At 72.2% G+C, this 24,287-nt stretch carries 23 protein-coding genes; 8 read left to right on the top strand and 15 right to left on the bottom strand.

Going from position 1 to position 24,287, the window contains the following annotated elements; genetic code table 11:
• Positions 1-142: 142 nt before the first annotated feature.
• Both BKA14_RS01825 and BKA14_RS01820 read right to left on the bottom strand, forming a co-directional pair.
• Positions 143-532 (bottom strand): ATP-binding protein, encoded by a 390-nt coding sequence (locus BKA14_RS01825; protein ID WP_184949196.1) that lies wholly within the window; start codon positions 530-532, stop codon positions 143-145.
• Positions 529-876, bottom strand: coding sequence for an STAS domain-containing protein (locus tag BKA14_RS01820; protein WP_239092892.1), 348 nt, complete (start codon positions 874-876; stop codon positions 529-531). The genes BKA14_RS01825 and BKA14_RS01820 overlap by 4 nt, the downstream gene beginning before the upstream one ends.
• A gap of 138 nt (positions 877-1,014) precedes the next feature.
• Here BKA14_RS01820 and BKA14_RS01815 point away from each other — a divergent pair, with 138 nt between their 5' ends.
• Together BKA14_RS01815 and BKA14_RS01810 are read left to right on the top strand one after the other, a co-directional pair.
• A complete protein-coding gene (locus tag BKA14_RS01815) occupies positions 1,015-1,734 on the top strand; it encodes a laminin G domain-containing protein (protein WP_184949195.1) in 720 nt (239 codons plus the stop codon).
• Positions 1,735-1,786: 52 nt separating this feature from the next.
• Positions 1,787-3,370 (top strand): serine/threonine-protein kinase, encoded by a 1,584-nt coding sequence (locus tag BKA14_RS01810; protein WP_239092890.1) that lies wholly within the window; start codon positions 1,787-1,789, stop codon positions 3,368-3,370.
• Between the two features lie 15 nt (positions 3,371-3,385).
• Here BKA14_RS01810 and BKA14_RS01805 read toward each other — a convergent pair whose 3' ends face one another.
• From BKA14_RS01805 to BKA14_RS01780, 6 genes are all read right to left on the bottom strand, one after another.
• Entirely contained in the window at positions 3,386-4,396 is a 1,011-nt protein-coding gene (locus tag BKA14_RS01805) for a LacI family DNA-binding transcriptional regulator (RefSeq protein WP_184949194.1), read from the bottom strand.
• A gap of 74 nt (positions 4,397-4,470) precedes the next feature.
• Positions 4,471-5,073, bottom strand: coding sequence for a hypothetical protein (locus tag BKA14_RS01800; protein WP_184949193.1), 603 nt, complete (start codon positions 5,071-5,073; stop codon positions 4,471-4,473).
• Between the two features lie 18 nt (positions 5,074-5,091).
• Positions 5,092-6,318, bottom strand: a complete 1,227-nt coding sequence (locus BKA14_RS01795; protein WP_184949192.1) for an MFS transporter — start codon at positions 6,316-6,318, stop codon at positions 5,092-5,094.
• On the bottom strand, positions 6,306-6,770 hold the full coding sequence (locus BKA14_RS01790) for a MarR family winged helix-turn-helix transcriptional regulator (protein WP_239092888.1): 465 nt from the start codon (positions 6,768-6,770) through the stop codon (positions 6,306-6,308). Before BKA14_RS01790 ends, BKA14_RS01795 begins: the two co-directional genes overlap by 13 nt.
• Before the next feature lie 19 nt (positions 6,771-6,789).
• Complete coding sequence (locus BKA14_RS01785) at positions 6,790-8,013, bottom strand: GAF domain-containing sensor histidine kinase (protein WP_184949191.1); 1,224 nt, start codon at positions 8,011-8,013, stop codon at positions 6,790-6,792.
• Positions 8,014-8,118: 105 nt separating this feature from the next.
• Positions 8,119-8,589, bottom strand: a complete 471-nt coding sequence (locus BKA14_RS01780; protein ID WP_184949190.1) for an Lrp/AsnC family transcriptional regulator — start codon at positions 8,587-8,589, stop codon at positions 8,119-8,121.
• Between the two features lie 118 nt (positions 8,590-8,707).
• On the opposite strand from BKA14_RS01780, the gene ald reads away from it, so the two are divergent.
• Positions 8,708-9,820: an alanine dehydrogenase gene (ald, locus tag BKA14_RS01775; RefSeq protein ID WP_184949189.1), complete on the top strand. Its 1,113-nt coding sequence runs from the start codon at positions 8,708-8,710 to the stop codon at positions 9,818-9,820.
• 33 nt (positions 9,821-9,853) lie between these two features.
• Here the strand turns inward: ald and BKA14_RS01770 are convergent, their stop codons facing one another.
• The 5 genes from BKA14_RS01770 to BKA14_RS01750 form a co-directional block, all read right to left on the bottom strand.
• Complete coding sequence (locus BKA14_RS01770) at positions 9,854-10,909, bottom strand: aldo/keto reductase (protein WP_239092887.1); 1,056 nt, start codon at positions 10,907-10,909, stop codon at positions 9,854-9,856.
• Positions 10,910-11,173: 264 nt separating this feature from the next.
• The gene (locus BKA14_RS01765; protein ID WP_184949188.1) at positions 11,174-11,665 is read right to left on the bottom strand and encodes a hypothetical protein; all 492 of its coding nucleotides are present in this window, start codon (positions 11,663-11,665) and stop codon (positions 11,174-11,176) included.
• Positions 11,666-11,691: 26 nt separating this feature from the next.
• The gene (locus BKA14_RS01760; protein WP_184949187.1) at positions 11,692-12,096 is read right to left on the bottom strand and encodes an SRPBCC family protein; all 405 of its coding nucleotides are present in this window, start codon (positions 12,094-12,096) and stop codon (positions 11,692-11,694) included.
• Positions 12,097-12,114: 18 nt separating this feature from the next.
• Positions 12,115-13,563: a glycosyltransferase family 39 protein gene (locus tag BKA14_RS01755; protein ID WP_203722322.1), complete on the bottom strand. Its 1,449-nt coding sequence runs from the start codon at positions 13,561-13,563 to the stop codon at positions 12,115-12,117.
• Positions 13,564-13,767: 204 nt separating this feature from the next.
• Positions 13,768-15,111, bottom strand: a complete 1,344-nt coding sequence (locus BKA14_RS01750) for a ferredoxin reductase family protein (RefSeq protein ID WP_184949186.1) — start codon at positions 15,109-15,111, stop codon at positions 13,768-13,770.
• A 2,210-nt stretch (positions 15,112-17,321) separates the two neighbouring features.
• Here BKA14_RS01750 and BKA14_RS43060 point away from each other — a divergent pair.
• The 5 genes from BKA14_RS43060 to BKA14_RS01725 all read left to right on the top strand — a co-directional run bounded on the left by BKA14_RS43060 (position 17,322) and on the right by BKA14_RS01725 (position 22,190).
• Positions 17,322-18,500: a D-alanyl-D-alanine carboxypeptidase family protein gene (locus BKA14_RS43060; protein WP_239092882.1), complete on the top strand. Its 1,179-nt coding sequence runs from the start codon at positions 17,322-17,324 to the stop codon at positions 18,498-18,500.
• A 67-nt stretch (positions 18,501-18,567) separates the two neighbouring features.
• Positions 18,568-19,821 carry a serine hydrolase domain-containing protein gene (locus BKA14_RS01740; protein WP_184949184.1) on the top strand — a complete coding sequence of 418 codons (1,254 nt, stop codon included), beginning with the start codon at positions 18,568-18,570 and terminating at the stop codon, positions 19,819-19,821.
• Positions 19,814-20,440 carry a VanZ family protein gene (locus tag BKA14_RS01735; protein WP_239092880.1) on the top strand — a complete coding sequence of 209 codons (627 nt, stop codon included), beginning with the start codon at positions 19,814-19,816 and terminating at the stop codon, positions 20,438-20,440. Before BKA14_RS01740 ends, BKA14_RS01735 begins: the two co-directional genes overlap by 8 nt.
• Positions 20,441-20,445: 5 nt before the next feature.
• The gene (locus BKA14_RS01730) at positions 20,446-21,111 is read left to right on the top strand and encodes a response regulator transcription factor (RefSeq protein WP_184949183.1); all 666 of its coding nucleotides are present in this window, start codon (positions 20,446-20,448) and stop codon (positions 21,109-21,111) included.
• Complete coding sequence (locus BKA14_RS01725; protein WP_275412386.1) at positions 21,108-22,190, top strand: sensor histidine kinase; 1,083 nt, start codon at positions 21,108-21,110, stop codon at positions 22,188-22,190. Before BKA14_RS01730 ends, BKA14_RS01725 begins: the two co-directional genes overlap by 4 nt.
• Before the next feature lie 87 nt (positions 22,191-22,277).
• Here BKA14_RS01725 and BKA14_RS01720 read toward each other — a convergent pair whose 3' ends face one another.
• Both BKA14_RS01720 and BKA14_RS01715 read right to left on the bottom strand, forming a co-directional pair.
• Positions 22,278-23,495 carry an MFS transporter gene (locus BKA14_RS01720; RefSeq protein WP_184949182.1) on the bottom strand — a complete coding sequence of 406 codons (1,218 nt, stop codon included), beginning with the start codon at positions 23,493-23,495 and terminating at the stop codon, positions 22,278-22,280.
• 45 nt (positions 23,496-23,540) lie between these two features.
• Positions 23,541-24,173, bottom strand: coding sequence for a phosphoribosyltransferase (locus tag BKA14_RS01715; protein ID WP_184949181.1), 633 nt, complete (start codon positions 24,171-24,173; stop codon positions 23,541-23,543).
• Positions 24,174-24,287 lie beyond the last annotated feature (114 nt).

The raw sequence follows: 24,287 nt of genomic DNA, 5'->3' as shown, positions 1-24,287 counted from the left end.
GCGAGGAACACCAGCGCCGCCCGAGCGAAAAAGAAGCCCGGCCCGGCGCGACGGGATCCGGGCGCCCCGAGCCGCCCCGGCGATACGGAACGCCGGCCCCAACCGATCGCCGGCCGCAGACGAGGGCCGGGCCGTCCGGGGCTTATCCCGCGTGGTCGAGGTCGAGGGCCAGCCGCACGCGGGTGTTGTCGCCGGCGGTGTCGACGGCGACCTCGTCGCAGATGCGTTCGACGATGGCCAGCCCCCGGCCCCGCAGCGCGTCGGCCGCCGGCATCGGGCGGCCCAGGCTGCGGATCGCGCCGCCGTCGGTGACGTCGCAGATCACGCGGCCGCCGGAGGTCCACAGGCGTACGGTGCCGCCGCCCGCCGTGTGTTGCAGCGTGTTCGTGGCCAGTTCGCTGACGGCCAGGGTGAGCAGTTCCGCGCGTTCGTCGGGCAGGCCCAGCGCGGCCGCGTGACCGCGTACGAATTCGCGCAGTTTCGCCAGGTCGCCAGGTTCGGAGTAGGTGGTCTGGAAGCTCTGCCCGCTCATCCGTCGGCCCGCTCCGCCGTGGGGCTGAGCAGTTCGCCGACGCCGGTGATGTCGAGGACGGCGGCGACGGCTCCGGCCGGGTTGACCACGGTGACGCGGCCGCCGCGGGCGCGGGCTTCGTGGTGGGCGACGATCAGTCCGTGCACGCCGCTGGAGTCGAGGAAGTCGACGGCGCCGAGGTCGACGACGACGAGCGGGGACGAGCGGACCGCGTCTTCCAGGATCGTGTGCAGCTGATCCCGTACGGCCAGGTCGCATTCGCCGGCCAGGGTCACCAGCACATGACCGGCCCGCACGTCAGTCCTCGCCTCGAAGCCCATTGTTGCCCGGCCCTTTCCCCGCATGGATCGGTCACATCATGACATCCGTGTCCGCGCATCCCAACGGGGTCCGGCCGTGGGAGGAATCCCTGTACACGGCCGATTTGCCCTGAGTAGGATCAAACCGTCAAATCTGGCTATACGGCTCATTGGGGATGAACCATGAAGATGCTGCGTTTGTGGCTTGTCTCTTCCGCCGCCGCGGGGCTGCTGGCCACCAGCGGGGGCGCGGCGTCCGCCTCCGCCGATTACGAGCTCGCCTACTGGCCGATGAACGAGGCCCCCGGCTCCCGCACGATGCGCGACGCCACCGGGCACGGCTTCGACGGGCGCATCGGCAGCGAGGTCGCGGTGGGCCTGCGCTCCGGTGACCGCATCGCGTACGGCTTCGAACGCCTGGAGCCGGACACCCCGCCGGCCCGGCCCGGCCACGTGGTGATCGTCCCCGACGACGACCGGCTCGACCCGGGCTCCCGCGACTACGCGATCGGCATGCGGCTGCGCACCCGCGACTACTTCGGCAACATCGTCCAGAAAGGACAGGCCACGGTGCCCGGCGGCAGCTTCAAACTGCAGATCCCCAACGGCCGGGTGCAGTGCTGGTTCCGCGGCTCGCGCACGTCGTTGCTGGTCACGGCGCCCAAGCCGATCAACGACGGGCAGTGGCACACCGTTCGGTGTGAACGCACCTCCGACGGCGTGACCCTGATCGTCGACCAGCGGGTGGTCGCCTCGCGCGACGGCTGGACCGGGCCGATCGCCAATTCGTGGCCGCTCGCGATCGGCGGCAAGACCACCTGCGACCAGGTGGACGTGGGCTGCGACTACTTCGCCGGCGACATCGACTACGTCGCCGTGGATGTGGACGAGCCGGGCTGGTAACAGCTGACAACAGGTGTTGACACCCGTCCCGATCCGGGCGAATGTTCTGCGGGTGAGCGATGAGTGGCCGAATGCGGGAACCCTGCTGGCGGCGCGTTACCGCCTGGTCACCCTGCTCGAGACCGGCGGGATGTCGACGATCTGGCGGGCCGACGACGAGTTGCTGGGCCGCCCGGTCGCGGTCAAGCTGCCGCTCGGGGCCCAGGTCGTCTGGCGTGAAGCGCGCATGGCGGCCAAACTGCAGCACCCCAACATCGCCGCCGTCCACGACTATCGCGAGGCCGTCCGTCCGGACGGGACGGTCGCGCCGTTCGTGGTGATGGAGCTGCTGGCCGGCGAGAGCGTCGCGGCCCGGCTGGAACGGGAGCCGATCGAGCTGCCCGAGGCCGCGCGGATCGGGGCCGCGGTAGCCGACGCGCTGGCCGCCGCCCACGCCAACGGCGTGGTGCACCGCGACATCAAGCCGGGCAACGTCATGCTCACCCCCAACGGCATCAAGATCCTCGACTTCGGCATCAGCGCCACCGCGGGCGAGCCGGACGACGACGACACCGGCTCGACGTTCGGCACCCCGGCCTACGTCGCCCCCGAACGGCTCGACGGCATGCCGGCCGAGCCCGCGACCGATGTGTACGGGCTGGGTGTGCTGCTGTTCGAGATGGTGACCGGCGACCCGCCCTATCCGGTCGACACGTGGGAGGAACTGGCCGCCGCCCGGGCCGAGGGTCCGCGCGTGCTGCCGGCCGAGCTGCCCGCGGCGTTCCGCGACATCGTCGGCCGCTGCCTGGCCGAACTGCCGGAGGACAGGCCGGGCGCCGACGAGATCCGATTCGACCTGACCGCGCTGTGGCTCAAGCCCGAGTCCGCGGTCAACCGGCCGAGCGGCGCCCACCCGATGAACGGCACGGGCGGGCATCTGGCCGGCCCGGCGCGACCCCCGGCGGGTCCGGGTGGCTCCCGTCCACGCGGCACCCACGGCCCCGGAGGATCAAGACCAACCGGTTCCCGTACGCCGTCCGTTCGCGTCGAGGCCAACGTCGGCGCGCGCGGCGCCTCGTCGCCCCGGGCCACCTTTCCCGAGCTGCCTCCGCGCGCGGGCGACGCCGCCTTCAAACCCGGCCGGGCCGCCCCCGCGACCGTCCCGCTGACCCCGGCCCCGACTCGCCGCTGGGTGCTCGGCGCCGTCGTGGTGGCCCTGTTCGCCGCGGCCGGGGGCGCGCTGATCGCGATCAACTGGCCCCGCGAGGGCAACGAGTCGGCCGCTCCCGGCAATCCGCCGCCGGCCGTGGTCGTGTCGCCCTCGGTGGCGCCGCTGAGCACCCCGGCGACCAGTGCACCGGCCGCCCCGACGTTCTCGCCCACCCCGGCGGCGCCGACGCCGACGCTCGATTTCGACGACGCGGTGAGCCGTTTCCGCAGCACGGTGGAGGACGCCGGCATCCGTTCCGACCTGCAGACCGACCTGCTCAACTTCGTACGGCCGCTGGAGAACGCCGACGCCGGGAACGTCGACAAACGCATCGACGACCTACGCCGCAAGATCAACGATCGGGCCGGGGAGGGCAGCCTGTCCCGCGCGCAGGCCTCCCTGCTGCGCTCCCGCTTGGCCGACATCAAGACCGCCGCCGGAATGTGAGCCGGCCGGCGGGGGTCAGGCCGAGCCGCGGATGACCAGGCTGGTCGGGAGCACGATCTCGGTCTCGCCCGGCTCGTCGCCGTCGATCTTGGCCAGCAGCAGCCGGACCATCTCCCGGCCCATCTCCGCGATCGGCTGGTCGACGCTGGTCAACGGCGGGTCGGTGTGGCGCGCGATCACCGAGTCGTCGAAGCCGACCACTGCCACGTCGTCGGGCACGCGCCGCCCGTGCTGGCGCAGCACCCGCATGGCGCCGGCCGCCATCATGTCGGAGGCGGCGAAGACGGCGTCCAGGTCGGGATACTGCTCGAGCAGGCGCCACATCGCGGCCGCGCCGGACTCCTCGCTGAAGTCGCCGAACGCGACCGGCCCGTCGCCGGCCACGTCGCGGTAGCCCTCGAGGCGCGCGATGCCGGCCGCCATGTCGAGCGGCCCGGTGATCGCGGCGATCCGGCGCCGGCCCCGCGACCACAGATAGGAGACGGCCTCGCGCGCGCCGACCCGGTTGTCCGCGTCGACGAAGGTGCCCCTTTCCGCGTACGTGGGGCGACCGGCCCGGACGGTGGCCACCCCGCGCTCCTCGAGCACCGCCGGCAGCGGATCGTCACCGTGCAGGGAGAGCAGCAACGCGCCGTCGACGTGCTGGCGGGTCAGATAGCCCTCCAGCCGCCGCCGCTCCTCGGGCGCCTGCGCGATCATCAGGACCATCTGCAGGTTGCGGGCGACCAGCACCGACGAGATCGACTGCACTATCCGGCCGAAGAACGGCTCGGCGAAGAACCGCTCACCCGACTCGAAGATGACCAGCGCGATCGAGTCGGTCCGCTGGGTCACCAGGGTGCGCGCGGCCCGGTTGGGCACGTAGCCGAGCTCCTGGATGGCATCCTCGACGGCCTGCCGAGCCCGCGGGCTGACCTGCGCCGATCCGTTCACCACACGGGACACGGTGCCCCGGCCGACGCCGGCGCGCACCGCGACCTCTTCGAGGGTCGGACGGCCACTGGCCCGGTTCCGCTCCGTCGTCATCGATGCCACCTCCCGGACGCGGTTCGAGTTCGCGCCCGACACAAGGTACCTGCCCGGCGCTCCCCAGCACATGATCAGGTCGATGACGTTCCCGGCGTGACCACCTGTCCAGGCGTGACGGTGCGCGTGGAAGGCGTCAGGAGCCATTCCTGCAGCTGCCTCTTGGAAGCGCTGCAGGACTGCTGGAAGGCGCCCGCCGCAAAGGACTGCTCGTCCAGGAAGTCGTACAGCCGCGGAAACCGTTCGGGATCGAGCTCGGTCAGTTCGACGTCGTCGGCGGTGCCCGCTCGCACCTTGTCCAGGGCCGCCTGCTCTCGCGCGGCGTCGCGGAGGATCACCCGGTAGTTGTCGCGGTACTCCTCGGCGAGCAGCCGCATGGAGGTCAGCATCTGCTGGAGCATCTTCCGCAACTGGAGGCCTTCCTCGTACGCGGCCTTGACCTCCTGCAGGGCTTGGGTGAGAGCTGCGGTCCGCTCGTCCCGCTTCGACCGATCGAGGTTCCTTTTGTTGATCTCCACGGTGAGCCCGCCCGTGATGACGACCGCGACAGCGAGATTCATCAGCCACTTGGCGATCTCCATGGGAACGTCGACCGTGTCCGCCGCAGAGTTCAGCAGGGTCAGGGCCCCGGCAATCAGGACGCCGACCGCACTTCCGATCAGGATGAGCCGTCTCATGCGAGCAGTGTCGGGCCGTCAATCCGCGGAAGGAACCGTACGAAAGTGCCGCAGGGCGGGGGTCGTGACGGCGATCAGGCCGGTGGCGACCAGGGCGGTGGCCCCGCCCAGGGCCAGGGCGGCGCTGCCGGAGGAGGCCGCGGCGACCAGGCCCGCCCGTAGGTTGCCGAGCTGGGGGCCGGCCGAGCCGGCGATGTGTTCGAGGGAGGAGATGCGGCCGCGGTAGTCGGGTGGGGTGACGGTCTGGATCACCGTGCCACGCGAGACCACGGCCCACGTGTCGGCCGCGCCGGCCAGGGCCAGCAGGGACAGGAACAACGGCAGGCTTCCGGTGGCGCCGGCCAGGCCCAGGGTGAGAGCCCAGATCGCGCCGCAGATCAGGAGCAGGCGGCCGGGTCGGGGCTGCCGGGTGGCCAGGCCGGAGAGGATCGAGGCGGTCACGCCACCGACCGCGATGGCCGTGGTGAACAGGCCGAGGATCTCGGGGCGGCCGCCGAACCTCTCGTCGTTGATCACCGGGAACAGCGCCACGGGCATCGCGAACAGGGTGGCGGCCAGGTCGGCCAGCAGAGCGCCGCGCACCGGCGGGGTCCGGGCCGCGTACGCCAAACCGTCTCCGACCGCCCGCAGACCGGGGGTGCCGGCGGACGGCGGGACGCCGGTGGGCAGCCCGGCCAGGCCGATCAGCGCGGCCACGAAGGTGAACGTGTCGAAGGCCAGGCACCAGCCGACGCCGGCCACGGCCGTGAGCCCGCCCGCGGCGGCCGGGCCGAGCAACATCGCCACCTGGAACGACAGGTGGTTGAGGGCCAGCCCGGCGGCCAGCCGCTCGCCGGTGAGCAGCGCGGGCACGAAGGTCTGCCGGGCCGGGCCGACCAGACCGCCCAGCGACGACTGCACGGCGACCAGCGCCAGCATCGCCGGGACGCCGCCGAGGTCGGTGAAGGCGACGACGGTCATGGCCGCGGTCACCGCGATCTGGGCGGCGGTGCAGCGCAGTGCGAGCAGGCGGCGGTCGACGTGGTCGGTGAAGGCACTTCCGGCCAGCGCGAGCAGGATGAGCGGCACGCCGGTGGCCAACCCGACCAGGCCGACGGCAGCGGCGCTGTGTGTGCGGTCCCAGACGTAGAAGAGGACCGCGAACGCCCCGAACTGGCCGCCGAATCCGGACGCGGTGGTGCCCAGCCAGAGCCGGCGGAACGTACGGTTCTCGCGCAGCGGCCGCAGGTCGGTCAGGACAGGCATGCGCGCAGGCGCTCGGCGAACGGCTGAGTTTCCAGCAGCCCGCGCAGGTCGGCGGTGACCTGGGTCAGCGAGTAGGGCAGCTCGGCGTCCAGCCGGCGCACCGCGGCCTCGGTCGCGCGCCACTCGGCCACGAGGAAGGGCATGATCTCGCGGGCCCGGGCCGACAACCCCAATTCCCTCGTACGGGCGTCGGCTCCCACGACGGTCTCGACGAACCCGGCCTTGGTCATGGCGGCTGCGGTCTGACTCATGGCCGAGTGCGTCACCCCGCGCCGCTCGGCGAGCTGCCGGATCGTCATCGGCCCGAACCGGTGCAGGGCGATCAGCGGGCCCACGAACCGGGTCCGCATGCCCTCGATCCCGGCGTCGGTGTAGAGCGCCGCGATCTCCTGGTCGAGTTCGGCCAGCAGCGCGTGCAGGTCGCTCCAGTGATTGCTGTCGAGAAGGTCCACCGGGGCAATGTAACAGTGCTTATAGAATCTTGGTGGACCGTGGCAGCGTGACCACGATCGCGGCTCCCTGATCCGGTTCGCTCTCGATGTGGATCGACCCGCCGTGACCGTCCACGATCGCCTTGACGATGCTCAGGCCCAGACCGGCGCCCTGCACCTCGCGACGTTCGGCGTCGGCCGAGCGGCGGAACGGCGCCATCACCCGTTCGCGGTCCTCGGGGCCGATGCCGATGCCGGTGTCGCGCACGACGAGTTGCGCCTGATGGCCGTGGGCGGCCGTGCTGACCGTGATGCCGCCGCTGGGCGTGAACTTGACCGCGTTGAGCACCAGCCGCTCGATGACCTGGATCAGCCGGGCCTCGTCGGCCTCGACGAAGACGGGCTCGGGAGCGTCGGCGGTGATGGTGAGGCCCCTCGTACGGGCCAGAACGCCGTTACGGACGACGGCGGCGCGCGACAGCTCGGAGAGGTCGAGCATGCGCTTGGTGAGGCGCAGCTCGTCGCGACCGGTCTGCGCGGCCAGCAGCATGTCGTCGACCAGCGCCATCAACCGGTCGGAGTTGCGGCGGATCCGGCTCAGGAACTCCTCCCCCGTGCTCGGCTCGAGACCGTCCTCGGCGAGCATCTCCAAGTAGCCGTTGATGGAGGTGAGCGGCGTACGGAGTTCGTGGGTGACCCGGGAGATGAACTCGTCCTTGATCCGGTCGGCGTCGCGCAGGCGCTCGTTGGCCGCGTCCAGCCCCCGGGCGTACTGCCGCAGCTCGAGCTGGGCCATCACGTGCCGGGCCAGCGTACGGAGGCCCTGGACCTCGGCCGGGGTGAGCAGCCGGGGCTCGCGGTCGATGACGCACAGGCTGCCCAGCGGCTCGCCGGTCGAGCTGATCAGCGGCGCGCCCGCGTAGAAGACGACGCCCAGCTCGCCGGTGACCAGCGGGTTGTCCGCGAAGCGGGGGTCGAGGCGGGCGTCCGGCACCTGCATGACGTCGTCGCCGTACATGGCGTGGGCGCAGAACGCGTGTTCGCGGCCGGACTCACAGATTTCGATGCCGACCCGGGCCTTGAACCACTGGCGGTCCTCGTCGACCAGCGAGACGGCGGCGATCGGGGTGCGGCACAGCTGGGCCGCGAGCACCGCGATGTCGTCGAAGTCGCTCTCGGGGTCGGTGTCCAGCACCTCGTAGTTGCGCAGCGCGGTGAGTCGCCGCTGCTCGGCGGCGTGCTCCGCGACCATGGTGTCCGACATGTCTCCCGCGTCCTTCACAAGTGCCAGGGGCTTCGTCCCGTCACTGGTGAACGGTCGGCCGGCGCCCGTACGCGCTTTAACGCTGGGCCGGGTGCAGGGCGGTGCTCAGGAGTTGCCCCTCCGGTGCTCGAAGATCAGGTACGTTTCCGTGCCCGCGATCAGGCGCGTGCCGCTGAGGCGCTCGGTGATCACTTCGCGGAGATCCTCGACATCGGCCGTCGCGACGTGCAGAAGGAAATCGTACGAGCCGGAGACGAAGTACACGTCGCGAACGGCGGGAATGCCGGCCAGCGACTCGGCGAACTTGCCGATCGCGTCGCGCGACTCCGAGCGGATCCGTACGGCGATCATGGCTTGGATGGGCCGCCCGATCCAGGCCGGGTCGACGTCGGCGTGGAAGCCGCGGATGGCGCCGATCTCGCGGAGCCGCCGGATGCGGGTCAGACAGGTGCTGGGGGCGATGCCCACGCGCTCGGCCAGGGCGTTGTTGGGCATGCGGCCGTCGACCTCGAGCAGCGCCAGCAGGTCACGGTCGATGTGATCCAGACCTCGAAGATCATTCGGTACGTCGGGCAATTTGTCCGCACCCCTTGCATCATCTTCACACTCATGGGCCTGAGCAGAATCTTATGCGGCCCTGTTGCGCAGAAACAGCACATCGTTTCACGCTCATCCGCAGACGAGAGGAGCAGCCATGCAGATCGGTGTGCCCGCCGAGATCAAGAACCACGAGTACCGGGTCGCGATCACCCCCGCGGGTGTCGCCGAATTCGTGCGCCGCGGGCACCAGGTGCTCGTCCAGGCCGGCGCCGGGGTCGGCTCGTCGATCACCGACGAGGACTTCGTCGCCGCCGGAGCCGAGATCACGCCCGACGCCGACACCGTGTGGCGCCGCGCCGACCTGCTGCTCAAGGTCAAGGAGCCGATCGCCGCCGAGTACCACCGGCTGCGCGCGGGCCAGGTCGTCTTCACCTATCTGCACCTCGCGGCCGATGCCGACGGCACCAAGGCGTTGCTGGCCGGCCGCACCACCGCCATCGCGTACGAGACCGTGCAGCTGGCCGACGGGACGCTGCCCCTGCTGGCCCCGATGAGCGAGGTCGCCGGGCGGCTCGCCCCGCAGGTCGGCGCGTACAGCCTGATGCGCAGCTCGGGCGGGCGCGGCGTGCTCCCCGGCGGCGTCCCCGGGGTCAGCCCGGCCAAGGTGACCGTGATCGGCGGCGGCGTCTCCGGCGTGAACGCGGCCACCATCGCGCTCGGCATGGGCGCCGACGTCACCGTGCTCGACCTCAACATCGCCCGGCTGCGGCACATCGACGCGCAGTTCGGCGGCCGGGTCAAGACGTTGATCTCGTCGACGCTGACGCTCGAGCAGTCCGTGATCGAGGCCGACATGGTGATCGGCGCGGTGCTCGTGCCCGGGGCCAAGGCGCCCACCCTGGTCAGCAACGACCTCGTCAAGCGGATGAAGCCGGGCTCGGTGCTCGTCGACATCGCTATCGACCAGGGCGGCTGCTTCGAGGACTCGCGGCCCACGACGCACGAGGACCCGGTCTACCGCGTGCACGAGTCGGTCTTCTACTGCGTGGCCAACATGCCGGGCGCCGTTCCCCACACCTCCACGTACGCCCTGACCAACGCCACCCTGCCGTACGCGCTCAAGCTGGCCGACCTGGGCTGGCAGGACGCGCTGCGGGCCGACTCGGCGCTGGCGCGCGGGCTGAGCGTGCACGACGGCAAGCTGACCAACGAATCGGTCGGCACCGCGCTGGGCCTGCCCACGGTCCCGATCGACAGCGTGCTGTGACAGTGGGGGCGGCCGCGGCCGCCCCCACCCTGCCTACAGGTGCCGCTGGAGCTGCGTCAGGTCGGCCGCGCTGAGCCGGTCCGAGCTGGTGTTGCGCTGGTGCCAGAACGGGTAGCGCAGCGGCTCACCGCTCACGTCGTCGAGCGCCTTGATCTCGTCGGCGGTCAGCTCCAGATCGGCCGCGGCCAGGTTGTCGCGCAGCTGCTCGGGCGTCCGGGCCCCGACGATCAGCGACGTCACGCCCGGCTTCTGCGCGATGTAGGCCAGCGACACCTGGGCCGCCGACACCCCGTGCGACTCACCGATCTTCACGGCGACCTCGATGGTGTCGTACAGCTTGTCCTCGTCGTGGATCGGCGGCTCGCTCCACTCCGAGAGGTGCCGGCTGCCCTCCGGAGCCTGCACCCCGCGGCGGTACTTGCCCGAGGTCAGACCGCCCGCCAGCGGGCTCCAGACCAGGATGCCGACGCCCTGGTCGACCGCGGCCGGCACGATCTCGGCCTCGATGTCCCGGCTGACCAGCGAATAGAACACCTGGGTGCTGGCGAACCGCTCGAGCTGCCGGGCGTCGGACACACCGAGCGCCTTGACCATCTGCCAGGCCGCGTAGTTCGAGCAGCCGATGTAGCGCACCTTGCCGCTGCGCACCAGGTCGTCGAGCGCGGTCAGGGTCTCCTCGAGCGGGGTCTGCCCGTCCCACTCGTGCACCTGGAAAAGGTCGATGTAGTCGGTGTTGAGACGGCGCAAACTGGCCTCGGCGCCCCGGATGATGTGGTGCCGTGAGAGGCCGGCATCGTTCTGCCCCTCACCCATGGGCATCCGCACCTTGGTCGCGATCAGCACGTCGTCACGCTTGTCGCCCAGGGCCTCGCCCAGAATCTCCTCACTGAGCCCGGCCGAGTACACGTCGGCCGTGTCGATGAGGTTGACCCCCGCCTCCCGCGCGATCGCCACCTGCTCCCGCGCCCCCGCCACGTCGATCTTGCCGACCGGGGAGGCCCACCCGGTGCCGCCGAACCCCATCGTGCCCAGGGTGAACGTCGAGACCCTCAGACCCGTACGGCCCAGCTGCCGATATTGCATCGTCATACCTTCTTCCACGTCTCGGTTGAGCTCCACCCACCCTTACCCGCCCGGGCCCGCCTGTCCACCGAACCGAAGCCGGTCAAATGTGCTGCCCAGCCACGCCGGCGCAACGCGGCACGGTGCCAGGAAATCGGGTCAAGACCTCACGTCTCCCGGCTGAATGCCGAGTTCCCGGGTGACCCGGGCCGAAACGGGCTCGCTGTGGCCCGCGTAACCACCTGGACTGAGTGATCGTCTCCTCCGCCGGTGGCCGGGCGAGCGCGCTGTTCAAGACTCGCAGTCGGCGCCGACGCGCACCTCGGCTCGTTGTTCGCGACCGTTTACGCGGACGATCAGCGGGACGCACATGGGTCGCGGCACGTGATAGCCGCCCGCGAAGGCCAGCCAGCCCACGGCGTCGGGGCAGGCCGGGACGCGGATCGTCGTTCCTTCGGGGCCGGGGCTGCCCCAGCCGATCGTGGTGTCCGCCGCGGCCGGGTCGACGGTCAGTTCGACGGCGGTGCCGGCCCGCACGAGCAGGCCCGCCTTGGCGAACAGGCGGCCGTCGCCGGAGTCACTGACCTGCAGCCGGGCGGTGGGCAGCACCACGGCGTCGAGGATCAGCCGGGAGCCGGCACCGGGCGGCCGCCCGCCGATGTCATGCCCGCAGTCGACGACGCCCGGCCCGGCCGGTGCGGAAGGCCCGGCGTCGGGTTCCTCCGGTGACCCGCTGCAACCCGCCACCAAAGACAAACACAGCATCGCCCCGAGGATCCTCATGGCTGGACGACACCGCGAACCCGCGCTCAGTTCCCTTTCTCAAGAATGTCCTTGAGCCGCGCCAGGTCCGCCGCCACCAAACCGGTGTCCCGCGCGAAATCCTCGTCCGACACCCCGGGCATCCGGCGCACCGAGAACACGATCTCAGAGCCTTCCCCGTACGGCACCACACGCAACGGATTGAGGAACTGCTCCCCCGATTCCAGCGTCACGACGTGATCGGCCACCCCGAACCCGTTCTTCGGCGCGAACTCGACCCGCACCCGTCCCAGCCCGTCGGAATCCACGAACCACGCACCGTCGACCTGCTCGACCGAACTGCCCAGTCCGGGAGCCCACGTCGTCACGTTGGCGGGGTTCGACACGTACGCGTAAACGTCGTTGACCGGCCGATCGATGCGCTCGGCCAGGTGAGCCGTATCAGTCGTCATGCCTTCGATCATCGCGTCTCAGCTGAAATGCCGCAGCCCGGGCCACAACTGACTCCACGGGGCGCGCAGTTGCCGGCACACGTACAGGGCAGCCTCGGTTTCCTCGTTGGCGACGCCCGCATCGTTGTCGAGAAGCCCGAGCAGGATGCAGCCGCCGAAGGTTTCGATGACCTCGTCGCTGGGCGCCTGCGACACCACCACGGCGATCGTCTTGTCGTCCGGCGGCGGCCCGAAACGGGCGAGCTCGTTGTGGCCGCTGTAAACCTCCCGCACGCCGTAACGGTCGAGCGCCCCCGCCTCGCCGTAATTGCCCGTGAAAATCACCGCGCGGCGCTGCTCCTCCGGCGTGAGCGTGGCGAAGGCCAGCTCGACCTGGCCGACGTATTCGGGCCAGCCGACCTGATCGGCCGCCACCACGTTGATGTCCGCGATCGGCCCCAGCTTGTTCGCGGGCAGCACCGGCAACGCGAAGACCGCGGCGAGAAGCACGTTGACCGCGACCGCACCGAGCAGCAGCCTGCGCCGGCGCCAACGGGCGGCGGCAACGGCGCCGACGGCGAACAGGACGAGCACGAGCCCGGTCGGGTAATACGGCTGCCCGCCCGTGGCAAACGTCAGGACCAGCATCAACCCGTACGCCACCACGAACGCGCGCAGCAAGCGGTCCTTCGCGGCGGCGACGATTCCGGCCACGAACACCGGCAGCAACGGAAGGCCGACGATCACCAGCTGGATCGGCAGCAGCATGACCCGCGACTGGCCACCCTTGTCCTCCGCGATGGCCTCGGCCATTTTCGCCTGCGGGAAGTCGTGGGCGATCTGGTAGACGAGATTGGGCAGCCCGATGACCAGAGCCAGCCCGGCCCCGATCCAGAACCATCGGCCGACCAGTTCGCGCCGGGGCCCGGCGATCAGCAACCCGCCCGCGAGGCAGAGCAGAAGCAGCACCACCAGGTGTTTGTTGTAGAGCCCGAGCCCCGCGACCACGCCCGCCGCGAGCCAGGCCCGTTTCCGGCCGTGCACGATCGCCTTGATCGCGCACAGGAGCACACCCAGCCAGACCACGATGTCGGTGGTCGCGGTCGACCCCACGTGCGCCCCCGCCAGCGGCAGCGCGCCCGCGGCGCCCACCGCGGCCAGCGTCTGCGCCGCCCTGCGCCCGCCCACCTCACGCGCGACGGCGGCCGCCAGCACCGCCGCGAGCCCCGCGATCAGCGCCGGGAAGACGCGGATGGCCCAGACGTTGTCGCCGAACAGCGCGATGCTCAACCGGACCAGCAGCACCGTGAACGGCGGCTGATCCACATAGCCCCACTGCGGATGCTCGGAGAGAAGCCGGAAGTAGAGCTCATCGCGGTGATAGTCGTACCGCCCCGCAGTCGCGATCAGCAGCGCCACCACGCCGGCCGCCACGGCCCCCACCGGCCGCCACGCCATCACCGGCCGCCGGCTCATCCCATCCGTCATCCGCGCCTCCCCGATGCGCCCGAATGATGTCACCCCCGGATCGCCGCCACCGCCCCGCTCAGTGCGCCCGAAACGACGTCGCCTCCGGATCGCCGCCACCGCCCCGCTCAGTGCGCCCGAAACGACGTCGCCTCCGGATCGCCGCCACCGCCCCGCTAGTTGCGCCCGAATGACGTCGCCTCCGGATCGCCGCCACCGCCCCGCTCAGGCGGCCAGGCGGAACAGCTCCGCGTGGCGCTGGCGGGCCGGCACCCGCAGGGCCTTGAGGCTGCGCAGCACCTCGGTCGTCATGGGGGCGGGGCCGCAGACGAAGACGTCCCGCTCGGTGATGTCGGGGACCAGGCCGCGCAGGCCCTCCGGGCTGAACGGGCGGTTGTCGGCACTCGTGCGGCCGGTCAGCACATGCAGGCGGGCGTGGCGCAGCCCGGCCAGGTTGCGCAGCTCACCCAGCAGGACGGCGTCGGCCGGGGTGCGTACGCGATAAAGCACCACGATGTCGCCCGACAACGTCTCGTCCTCGAAGAGCGCGCGGATCGGGGTGATGCCGATGCCCCCCGCGATCAGCAGCGTGTCCTGCCTGGTGCGGGCGACGGCGGTGAAGGCACCGTACGGGCCCTCGGCGAACACCCGCGTGCCCACCGGCAGCTCCCGCAGGCCCGCGCTGGTGCGGCCGATCGCCTTCGCGGTCAGGCGCAGCGAACGACCGTCGGGTGCAGCCGAAAGCGACCACGGGTTCGCCTGCCACCAGCGGTTGTGCCCGGGGAAACGCCACAGGAAGAACTGCCCGGCCCGCGCGTGCAGCTTGTGCAGGTTACGCCCGGTGACGTGCACCGAGACCACGTCGCCGGACTCGGCCACCACGGCCGCGACTCGCAGGCGGTGCCGCAGGTTGCGGGCCAGCGGCAGCAGCAGCCGGCCGGTGAGCAGCGCGCCGATCGCGAAAGCCCACAGACCCCACCAGTAGGCCTGGGTGAAGTTGTTGGTCTTGAAGGCGCTGCCCTCGTAGACCTGATGGATCACGCCGAGCCCGACGACGACGTAGACCAGCAGGTGGATGGCATGCCACACCTCGTACGGGACCCGCTTGCGCGCGGCCCGCACCGACGTCACGGCGACAACCCCGATCAGCCCGGCCGCGATCATCCCGAGCAGCACAGGCATCTGCCGGGCCAGAACCGGGATCTCGCTCAGGATCGGGATCCGGCCCGGCTGCGAATAGCCGAGCAGCACGAATGTCGGATGCAGCAGCACCAGCCAGAAAAGGGCAAAACCCGTCCAGCGGTGCCACTGCGTGAGCTTGTCCGGGCCGATCCGGCGGTCCAGGAACGGCAGCCGGGCGATCAGCAGCAGCTGCAGCGCCATCACGAACGCCAGGTGCAGGCCGAGGACACGCCCGATCGTGGTCAGCGTGTTGTGGGCGGGGGTGGCCGGGTGGGCCAGCATGAGCTCGACAATCGCCAGGTTGAGCAGCAAAAAGACCCAGAGCAGCCCGTACGCGGCCCCGGCCTGACCGGTGCGGCGGACGCGCCGGGGGCTTGCGGTGATCATCCGGCCCTCCCGGTGGTGTGAATCTTCTCTAGCGGCCCACGCGGTGATCGCGCAATCACCCACACGACAGGTGGACCGTGGAGGTTCAGCCCGCCGTGACGCGGTGGCGCGTTCCGGCGATACTTGCCCGTGCGCCCGGGCAGCCGGGCTGGAAGGAGCACGGAGTGACGCAGCCGCCCCAGCCGACCGACGAGACCCAGGCGATCCCAGCTCCGACGGGCGACGAACCCACGGAGGCCATCGGCGCGCCGTCGTCCCCGTCGTCGTCCCCGGCTGCGCCTACGAAGCGACCCGCGACCCCGGAGGCCGGCTCAAGCCCGTCCTCCGCCGCGCACCCGCCCTCCCCGACCGGCCCCGCCGCCGCACGCCCGGCCTCCCCCACTGGCCCGGCTCCCGCCGCACACCCCACCTCCCCCACTGGCCCGGCCGCCGCCGCACGCCCCACCTCCCCCACTGGCCCGTCTTCCACAGCGCGCGCGGCCTCCCCAGCCGGCCCGGCCCCCGCCGCACACCCCACCTCCCCCACTGGTCCGGCTTCCGCAGCGCGCGCGGCCTCCCCAGCCGGCCCGGCCCCCGCCGCACACCCCACCTCCCCCACTGGTCCGGCTTCCGCAGTGCGCCCGGCCTCTGCCGTGAACGCGGCCTCCGCAGCGGGATCGCCGGGGAGTGCCGGAGCCGGCCCAGCGAGACCGACCGGGGCTGCGTCCGCCGGCCCGGCGAGATCGAAGCCGCAAACGCTCGCCGACGCCGATGCGACGCTGAGGATGCGCTCGGCAGCGGCCCAACCCGCGGCGCCGCGCAAGACGCCGGCACCGAGCGGCCCGAAACCGGCGGCGCCGCCCGCTACGCCGAACGATCCCGACCGGACGGCGGCAATCACGCCGGTCCGGGCGACGCCGACGTCTGCGCTCAAGTCTCCGCCGGCGACGCCCTCGCAAACCGCGGCGGGCGCCGACGACCGGACCTCCACTTCGCCGGAACCGGCCGGCCAGTCCGCCGCTGCGTCCCGGCCCACGGCCGGCCAGGAACAGGCGGGGGCGTCCGCGCAGTCCGACCGCCCCGGTGCTCGGCCGCCCGTGACCGGGCCATCGACTGCGGCCGACCCCGACGTGACACAGGTCGCACTCCCGGCGCCGACGACGGCATCCCCGGTGCCCGTAGTGCCCGCTCAAAGCCGCAGATCCGACGGTCAGGCCCCGTCCCGGGGTGGCGCCGTTGCCCTCCCCGCGGGGCGGCCCGAGCCGGACGAGCACGCCGCATCGCGAGGTGCCGCCGCCGCCCTCCCCGCCGGACGTTCCAAGCCGGACGAGCAGGCCCCGTCCCGAGGTGCCGCCGCCGCCCTCCCCGCCGGACGGCCCCAACCCGACGAGCAAGCCGCATCGCGCGGTGCCGCCGTCGCCCTCCCCGCCGGACGGCCCCAACCCGACGAGCAAGCCGCGTCCCGAGGTGCCGCCGTCGCCCTCCCCGCCGGACGGCCCCAACCCGACGAGCAAGCCGCGTCCCGAGGTGCCGCCGTCGCCCTCCCCGCCGGACGGCCCCAACCCGACGAGCAAGCCGCGTCGCCAGGTGGCACCGCTGGACGGCCCAAGCCGGACGCTGACGGGCCCGGCCGGGCGCCCGTGCCCGCGCCTCGGCAGGCCCCGTCGCCGGGCCGGTCCGAAACGCCCGACAAAGCGCAGCCCGACGCTGGGCGGGTCTACGGCGGGGCTGCTCAGCCCGCAGCTCGCGCGGCCGCTACACCGACGTCTACCCCGGCCAGCCCGGGAACCCGGCCCGGCACCTACGGGAAGCCGACGTCGGGCGGGGCCCCGGCGACCTATGGGACACCGTCGACCTACGGCTCCGCAGCCCCGCCGAGCACCACGCCCGGACACCCGGCGGCGTCGACCTACGGCTCCGCGGCCCCATCGAGCACCACGCCCGGACAGCAAACGCCGTCGGCCTACGGCTCCGCAGCCCCGCCAAGCACCACGCCCGGACACCCGGCGGCGTCGACCTACGGCTCCGCGGCTCCACCGAGCACCGCGTCCGGGCAGCCGGCGCCGGCGAGCGGGTCCGGGAAAGCGGGCGCGCCGACCTACGGACGCACCCCGGCGACCTCCGGCACGTATGGCAGTCCGTCGCCCTCGGGTCCGGCTCCCGCGCCGGCCACCTACGGGAGCGCGAGCCCGGCGCCCCGGCGTCGGCGGGGGCGGCTCGTAGCGCTGTTGGTGGCGTTTGCCCTGCTGGTGGTGTTGCTCGGTGGCGGCGCGACGGTCCAGCTCAACCGGGAGCTGCCCGCGGCGACCTTGGCCACCAGCGTCGCCGGCACGATGAAGATTCCGGGTGCGGCGCCTCAGCTGCCCTGGCCGGACAGCGGCACCGCCGAGATCATGATTGAGGGGCTGGGCCGGCTGGGTGGTTCGGGCCGCGACACGGCCGCACCGATCGGCAGCGTCGCCAAGGTCATGACCGCGTACGTCATCTTGAAGAACCACCCGCTGCAGGGCGACGAGGAGGGGCCGTCGCTCACCGTCACCGCGGCCGACGTCGCCGACTACAGGGCGCGGATCGCCAGCAACCAGTCGCTTGTGACCGTGCGGGTGGGGCAGAAGCTGACCGAGCGGGACGCGATCGAGGCCCTCATGCTGCCTTCGGCCAACAACATCGCCCACCAGCTGGCCGTCTGGGACGCGGGGTCGGAGGCGGCCTTCGTCGACAAGATGAACGCGGCGGCGGACGAGCTGGGCATGACCGACACCGAGTACACCGATCCCAGCGGTTATCTGCCGACCACCGTCAGCACCGCCGCCGACCAGGTCAAGCTGGGCCGGGCGGCGCTCAAGATGGAGGTTTTCGCGGAGATCGTGGCCCTGGACAGCGCGCGGATCCCGGTCACCGGCAAGATCAGGAACTACAACGACCTGCTCGGCGTGGAGGGTGTGTTCGGCATCAAGACCGGGTCGACCGACGAGGCGGGCGGCAACCTGTTGTTCTCGGCCTATCTGACTGTGGGCGGGCGCAAGCTGACGATTGTCGGCGCGGTGTTCAACCAGCCCGGCCTGCACACCCCGGAACAGTTGGCCAACGTCAACCGTGAGGTCAAGGCGCTGCTCAAGGCGGTGCGGCAAACGGTCAAGCAGTATCCGCTGCTGCCGGCCGACCCGGTGGGCGAGGTGCGGACGGCGTGGGGCGCCACGAGCACGATCCGCCCGGCGAAGCCGTTGCAGGTGGTGGGCTGGCCCGGCATGTCGGTGCCGGTCAAGGTCAGCACGACGGCGCCGGGAGCCACCGTGACGGCGGGGCAGCCGGTCGGGTCGGTGCAGGCCTCCGGCGTACGGGTGGATCTCACGGCGGATGCCGCAACGGCCGACCCGTCCCTGTGGTGGCGGCTGAGTCGCACGAGCTGACCGTGTATCGGGGACGTATGGAAAACCGCATACGCCCTCGCAACGACCGGCGGTCTTGAGTGGAGGCATGACACGACGCATGGACCGGCGACGGCTGATCGCTTGGACCGGACTGGCCGCCGCGGGCGGTCCCCTGCTGGCCGCGGGGCCGGCCGGCGCCACCGCGGGCGGACCATTGCTGGCCTCCGGGCCGGTCGACACCGATGCCGCGCCCGGTTCGATTCCGGCTGACACCCGGCCCGGCGGCGCCTATGACCGCTACGTGGCCGGCCTGGCCGCCGCGGGCCAGTTCTCCGGGGTGATTCTGCTGGCCCACCACGGCCGGACGGTCCTGTCTCGCGCGTACGGCCTGGCCGACGAGCAGCGGGGCATCCGCAACCATGAGGGCACCGCGTTCACCCTCAGCTCGGCCGGCAAGCCGTTCCACGCGGTCGCCGTGCTGCAGCTGGCCCAGCAGGGCAAGCTCGCGCTCTCCGACCCGGTGGGCAAGCACCTGACCGGCCTCGACCCGGAGGTCGCGGCGCGGGTCACCGTTCATCATCTGCTGTCCGGGCTCTCCGGCACGAGCATTGCGCCCGAGGAGGTGAACCGCGTCTTTCACAGCCGTGACGAGGTGCACGAGTTCTACGAGCGGCGGGCCCGGCGGGCCACACTGGCCGGAGTCCCCGGCACGCCCAGCACTGCGCACGCGGAGGCCGAGGTCACCCTGGCCGCGCTGATCGTGGAGGCGGTGAGCGGCCTGCCGTACTGGGACTACGTCGAGCGCAACGTCTTCGCCCGGTGCGGCATGACCGGTTCGGGCTTCTTCACCCGGCCGCAGTGGCTCACCGACCGGCATCTGGCCCACCCGTACATGAAGGTCGCCGGCGGTCGCGTGGTGGACGCCCTGCACCACCTCGACCAGGGCAGCCCCGTGGACTATGTGCGGGGCAAGAATCCGGGCCGCGTCTTCGTCGACGCCCCCGGGGACGGCGGGTTCGCCACGGCGCCCGATCTGGTGCGTTTCGCCCGTGGGCTGAGCGACGGCACGCTGCTCGACCGGGCCTGGGCGGATGTGTTCCTCTCCCCGAAGGTCCCGCACGGGCCGGCGTCGTTCGGGGCGTACGGCACGGTGGCCGACATCCTCGGCGGGCAGGCGGCCTACCAGCGGGCCGGTGGCAATCCGGGGGTCGCCGCCAACTGGTCGATCTACCCGCACACGGGCTGGGCCGGCGTCATCCTGGTCAACCGGGACGCCGAGGGCGTGTCGCTGCAGGATCTCATCGGCCGCGAGATGCGGGCGGTCACGGGCGTCGCGCCCGGCGGGGGCACGGGTGGCTGACAAGCGGTGGTGGGTGGCCGGCCTCGCGATCCTGGGACTGGCCGGGGGGCTTTACGCCGTACGGCGGATGCTGGTGATGTCCGCTCCGACGTGTTTCGCGGGGCACTGGCACGGCTGTTACGACACCGACAACGGGGTTGTGCTCATGACCCTGGTCGGGATGCCGCTCGCGGCCCTGGCCGCCGGGGCGCTGACTCTGCTGGCCGGCGGTGGACGCCACCGGCTGGCCGAAGTGGGCATGGTCTACGGGACGGTGCCGATGGTGTGGCTGACCATGATGCCGGGGCCGGGCGCGGGTGTGGTGCCGGGCCGCGTCAGCCTGATCCCCCTGGTCGACCTGGCCGGGATGGGCGTGCTCGGCATCGCGGGCAACCTGGTCGTGCTGGGGGCGCTGGGGTTCTTCGCCCCGATGCGGTTCGCGGCCCTGACCTCGCTGCCGCGGATCCTGGCGCTCGGGGCGGGCTGTTCACTGCTGATCGAGACCGCGCAGTACGTGTTCCGGCTCGACCGGGTCTCCTCGATCGACGACGTGCTGGTCAACGCGACCGGCGCGATGCTGTTCGGGCTGGCGTCGCGCCGGTGGTGGGAGCCGAGCCCGGTGCCGGTGGCGGCAGACTGAGCGACATGCGCGTACTGATCGTGGAGGACGAGCCGCACCTGGCCGAGGCGGTGCGGGACGGGCTGCGGCTGGAGGCCATCGCGGCCGACATCGCCGGGGACGGTGACACCGCGCTGGAGATGCTCGACGTCAACTCGTACGACCTGGCCGTGCTCGACCGCGACATCCCCGGCCCGTCCGGTGACGAGGTGGCCCGGCGCATCGTCGCGTCCAGCAGCGGCATGCCGATCCTGATGCTGACCGCGGCCGACCGGATCGACGACAAGGCCTCCGGGTTCGAGCTGGGTGCCGACGACTACCTGACCAAGCCGTTCGATCTGCGCGAGCTGGTGATGCGGCTGCGGGCACTGGACCGGCGGCGCGGTCAGGCCCGGCCGCCCGTGCGCGAGATCGGCGGCCTGCGGGTCGACCCGTTCCGGCGCGAGGTCTTCCGCGACGGCCGCTACGTGGCGCTCACCCGCAAGCAGTTCGCGGTGCTGGAGGTGCTGGTGGCGGCCGAGGGCGGGGTGGTGAGCGCGGAGGCGCTGCTGGAACGGGCCTGGGACGAGAATGCCGACCCGCTGACCAACGCCGTCCGGATCACCGTGTCGGCGCTGCGCAAACGGCTCGGCGAACCGTGGATCATCACCACCGTGCCGGGCGTCGGCTATCGGATCGGGCGCGAGGGTTGAGCGCCCGCGTCAAGCTGACCCTGAGCTACGCCGGGTTCTTGATGGTGGCCGGTGTGCTGCTGCTCGCGACGGTGTGGGTGTTCCTGCTGCGGTACGTGCCCGACCAGGCCCTGCTGCGTCCCACCGGGGTGGACGTTCCCGTCGACGGCGTGTTCCCGGTCCGGTCCGAGCTGCTGCGCACGTTCGCTCCGCGGGCGGCCGGGGTGCTCGTGTTCCTGCTGGTGTTCGGGCTCGCAGGCGGCTGGTTCCTGGCCGGCCGGATGCTCGCGCCGCTGACCCGGATCACCGACGCCGCCCGCCGGGCCGGCGCCGGGTCGCTGGCGCACCGGATCCGGTTGCGGGACCGGCGCGACGAGTTCCGCGAGCTGTCGGACGCGTTCGATGCGATGCTCGATCAGCTCGAAGCGCACGTCGCCGAGCAACAGCGGTTCGCCGCGAACGCCTCGCACGAGCTGCGCACCCCGCTGGCGATCTCGCGGACGCTGCTCGAGGTGGCCCGCAAGGACCCGGAGCGGGGCCACGACGAGGTGATCGAGCGGCTGCACGCGGCCAACACGCGGGCCATCGAGCTGACCGAGGCGCTGCTGGTGCTGGGCCGGGGCGAGCGGGGTGTCCTCACCCGCGACAGCGTCGACCTGTCGCTCGTGGCCGAGGAGACGGCCGAGACGCTGCTGCCGTGGGCCGAGCAGCGCCGGATCACCCTCGACGTCACCGGTGAGGCGGCCCCGGTTGCGGGTGACGCCGAACTGCTGGGCCGGATGGTGACCAACCTCGTGCAGAACGCGATCGTCCACAACCTGCCCGTCGACGGCACGGTCACGATCCGCACCGGGCGTGACGGCACCGCGAGCGTGCTGCGGGTCGCGAACACGGGTGGCCCGCTCCCGGCCGACGTGCTGCCGGGGCTGACCGAGCCCTTCCGGCGCGGGACCGACCGGGTGCGCCGCGAGGAGCACGCCGGGGCCGGGCTCGGCTTGGCCATCGTGCAGAGCATCGTCCGGGCCCACGACGGGACGCTCGAGCTCGCGCCCGGCCCGGCCGGTGGGCTGGTCGTCACGGTCCGGCTGCCTCGAGGGTGACCACCGGGAACATCCCGGTCGGGCGCTACGGCGGTGACCCACCGCCCTGGGCGCACGTGCGCCCCGGGCCGTGTCGGGGCCGGAGTTTCAGTGCGCCGGTGAGTCCGACGACCCGTACGGCTGGGTTGTGGTTTGGCGGTTGACCAGCACGCGGCCCAGCACCAGCGTGACCAGGCCGGCCAGCACCACGCTGAGCAGGCCGACGCGCAGGCTGGAGAGGTCGGCCACGAAGCCGACGAGCGGCGGGGAGAGCAGGAAGCCGCCGCGCAGGAGCCAGCTGACGACGGTGAGGCCGGTGCCGGGGGAAAGGCCGGGCAGCTCGTCGGCGGTGTGCATGGCCGCGGGCACGAGGGTGGCGACGCCGAGGCCGGCCAGGGCGAAACCGCCGAGCGCGGCCGGCACTGACGGGAAAATGAGGGCCAAGCCCATGCCCGCGGCGGCGACGGCACCGCCGACGCGGACGACCGTGCGCTGGCCGAAACGGTCGACGACGCGGTCGCCGAGCAGCCGGCCGACGGTCATGGCGGTCTGCAGGGCGACGACGGCCAGACCGGCGGTGGCGGCGCCGGTGTTCAGTTCCTCGGTGAAGAACAGCGCGCCCCACGACGAACCGGCGTCCTCTACGAGGGCGCCGGCGGCCGCGAGCACACCGAGGGCGGCCAGCATGCGGACGGCCGTGCCGCCGATGCGCGACTTGGCCGAGGCGGCGGGCGGTTCGGCGCGTTCCGCGTCCTCGGCGCCGGGCAGCAGGAAACGGAAGGCGATCAGGGCGATTGCGCTGAACAGGACGGCCGAGACGGTCAGGTGCACGCCCAGCGGCAGGTCGAGACCGGCGGCGGCCGAGCCCATCAGGCCGCCGAGGACGGCGCCGATGCTCCACACGCCGTGCAGCGAGTTCAGGATCGAGCGACCGTAGAGGCGCTGGACGCGCAGGCCGTGGGCGTTCTGCGCGACGTCGACGATCGAGTCGAGCGCACCCACCACGAACAGCGTGGCCGCGAAGACCAGCCAGTGCGGCGCGAACGGGATGGCCAGCGTGGCCGCGGTGAGCAGGACGATGCCGAACGAGGCGACCTTGGCCGAGCCCAGCCGTCGGATCGCCGCGCCGGCCAGCAGGCCCGCGATGAGCGCGCCGAGCGGCATGGCGGCCAGGGCCGTGCCGAAGACGGCGTTGCTCACGCCGAGGTCGGCCTTGATCTGCGGGAACCGCGGCACGACGTTGAAGAACACCGCGCCGTTGGTGAGGAACAGGGCCGCAACAGCGGCGCGCGCCTTGCGTGGGGGCGCGGCAGCCAGGGTCGTCATGCGTACGAGCGTACATACCATGTGTACGCTCGTACATAGCCTCTGTCAGGTGTGAGCGAAGCCTCTCACGGCCTGCTCCACGTCGGCGTCGGTGAGCTGGTCGAACTCCTCGTACCACTGGCCGACCGCGCGGAACCCGGTCGGCGCGCTCAGGCAGATGACCGCGTCGGCGTCGTCGCTCAGGGCGTCCCGCGCCTGCGGCGCGCACACCGGGGCGGCGAAGACCAGCCGTTCCGGGTGCCGGCCGCGCAGCCAGCGCAGGGCGGCCCGCGCGGTGACCCCGGTGGCCAGCCCGTCGTCGACCACCACGACCTCACGGCCGGTGGGGTCGGGCGGCGGCCGGTCGCCCCGATACCGACGCATCCGGCGGGCCAGTTCGACGCGCTCGCCGGCCACGATCTCCTCGTAGCCGCCCGGCTCGTGCCCCTCGGCGAAGACGGGCGGCCCGTCCTCGGCGATCGCGCCCACGCCGAACTCGGGCCGGCCCGGCATCCCGATCTTGCGGGCGATCACCAGGTCGAGCTCGCCGCCGACCCGGGCCGCCACCCGGACGGCGACGGGGACGCCCCCGCGCGGCAGGGCGAGCACGAGCGGGGCCGGCCCGGGCCGCCGGCGTACCTGATCCCCGACCGCCTCGGCGAGCAGGCGGCCGGCCTCGTCACGGTTCCGGAAGTGCATACCCGCGGCGTACCCAGAGAGAGACGTCCTATACGTCCGATTTACTTGGTGGCCGCCGGCACCAGGGCCGCGCTTCAGACCGCCGCCCGGGGGCCGCGCTTCAGACCGTCGCCC

It is taken from the genome of Paractinoplanes abujensis (genome assembly GCF_014204895.1).
In the GTDB taxonomy this organism is placed as follows: Bacteria; Actinomycetota; Actinomycetes; order Mycobacteriales; family Micromonosporaceae; genus Actinoplanes; species Actinoplanes abujensis.
This window is presented reverse-complemented; position numbering and strand designations above follow the sequence as displayed.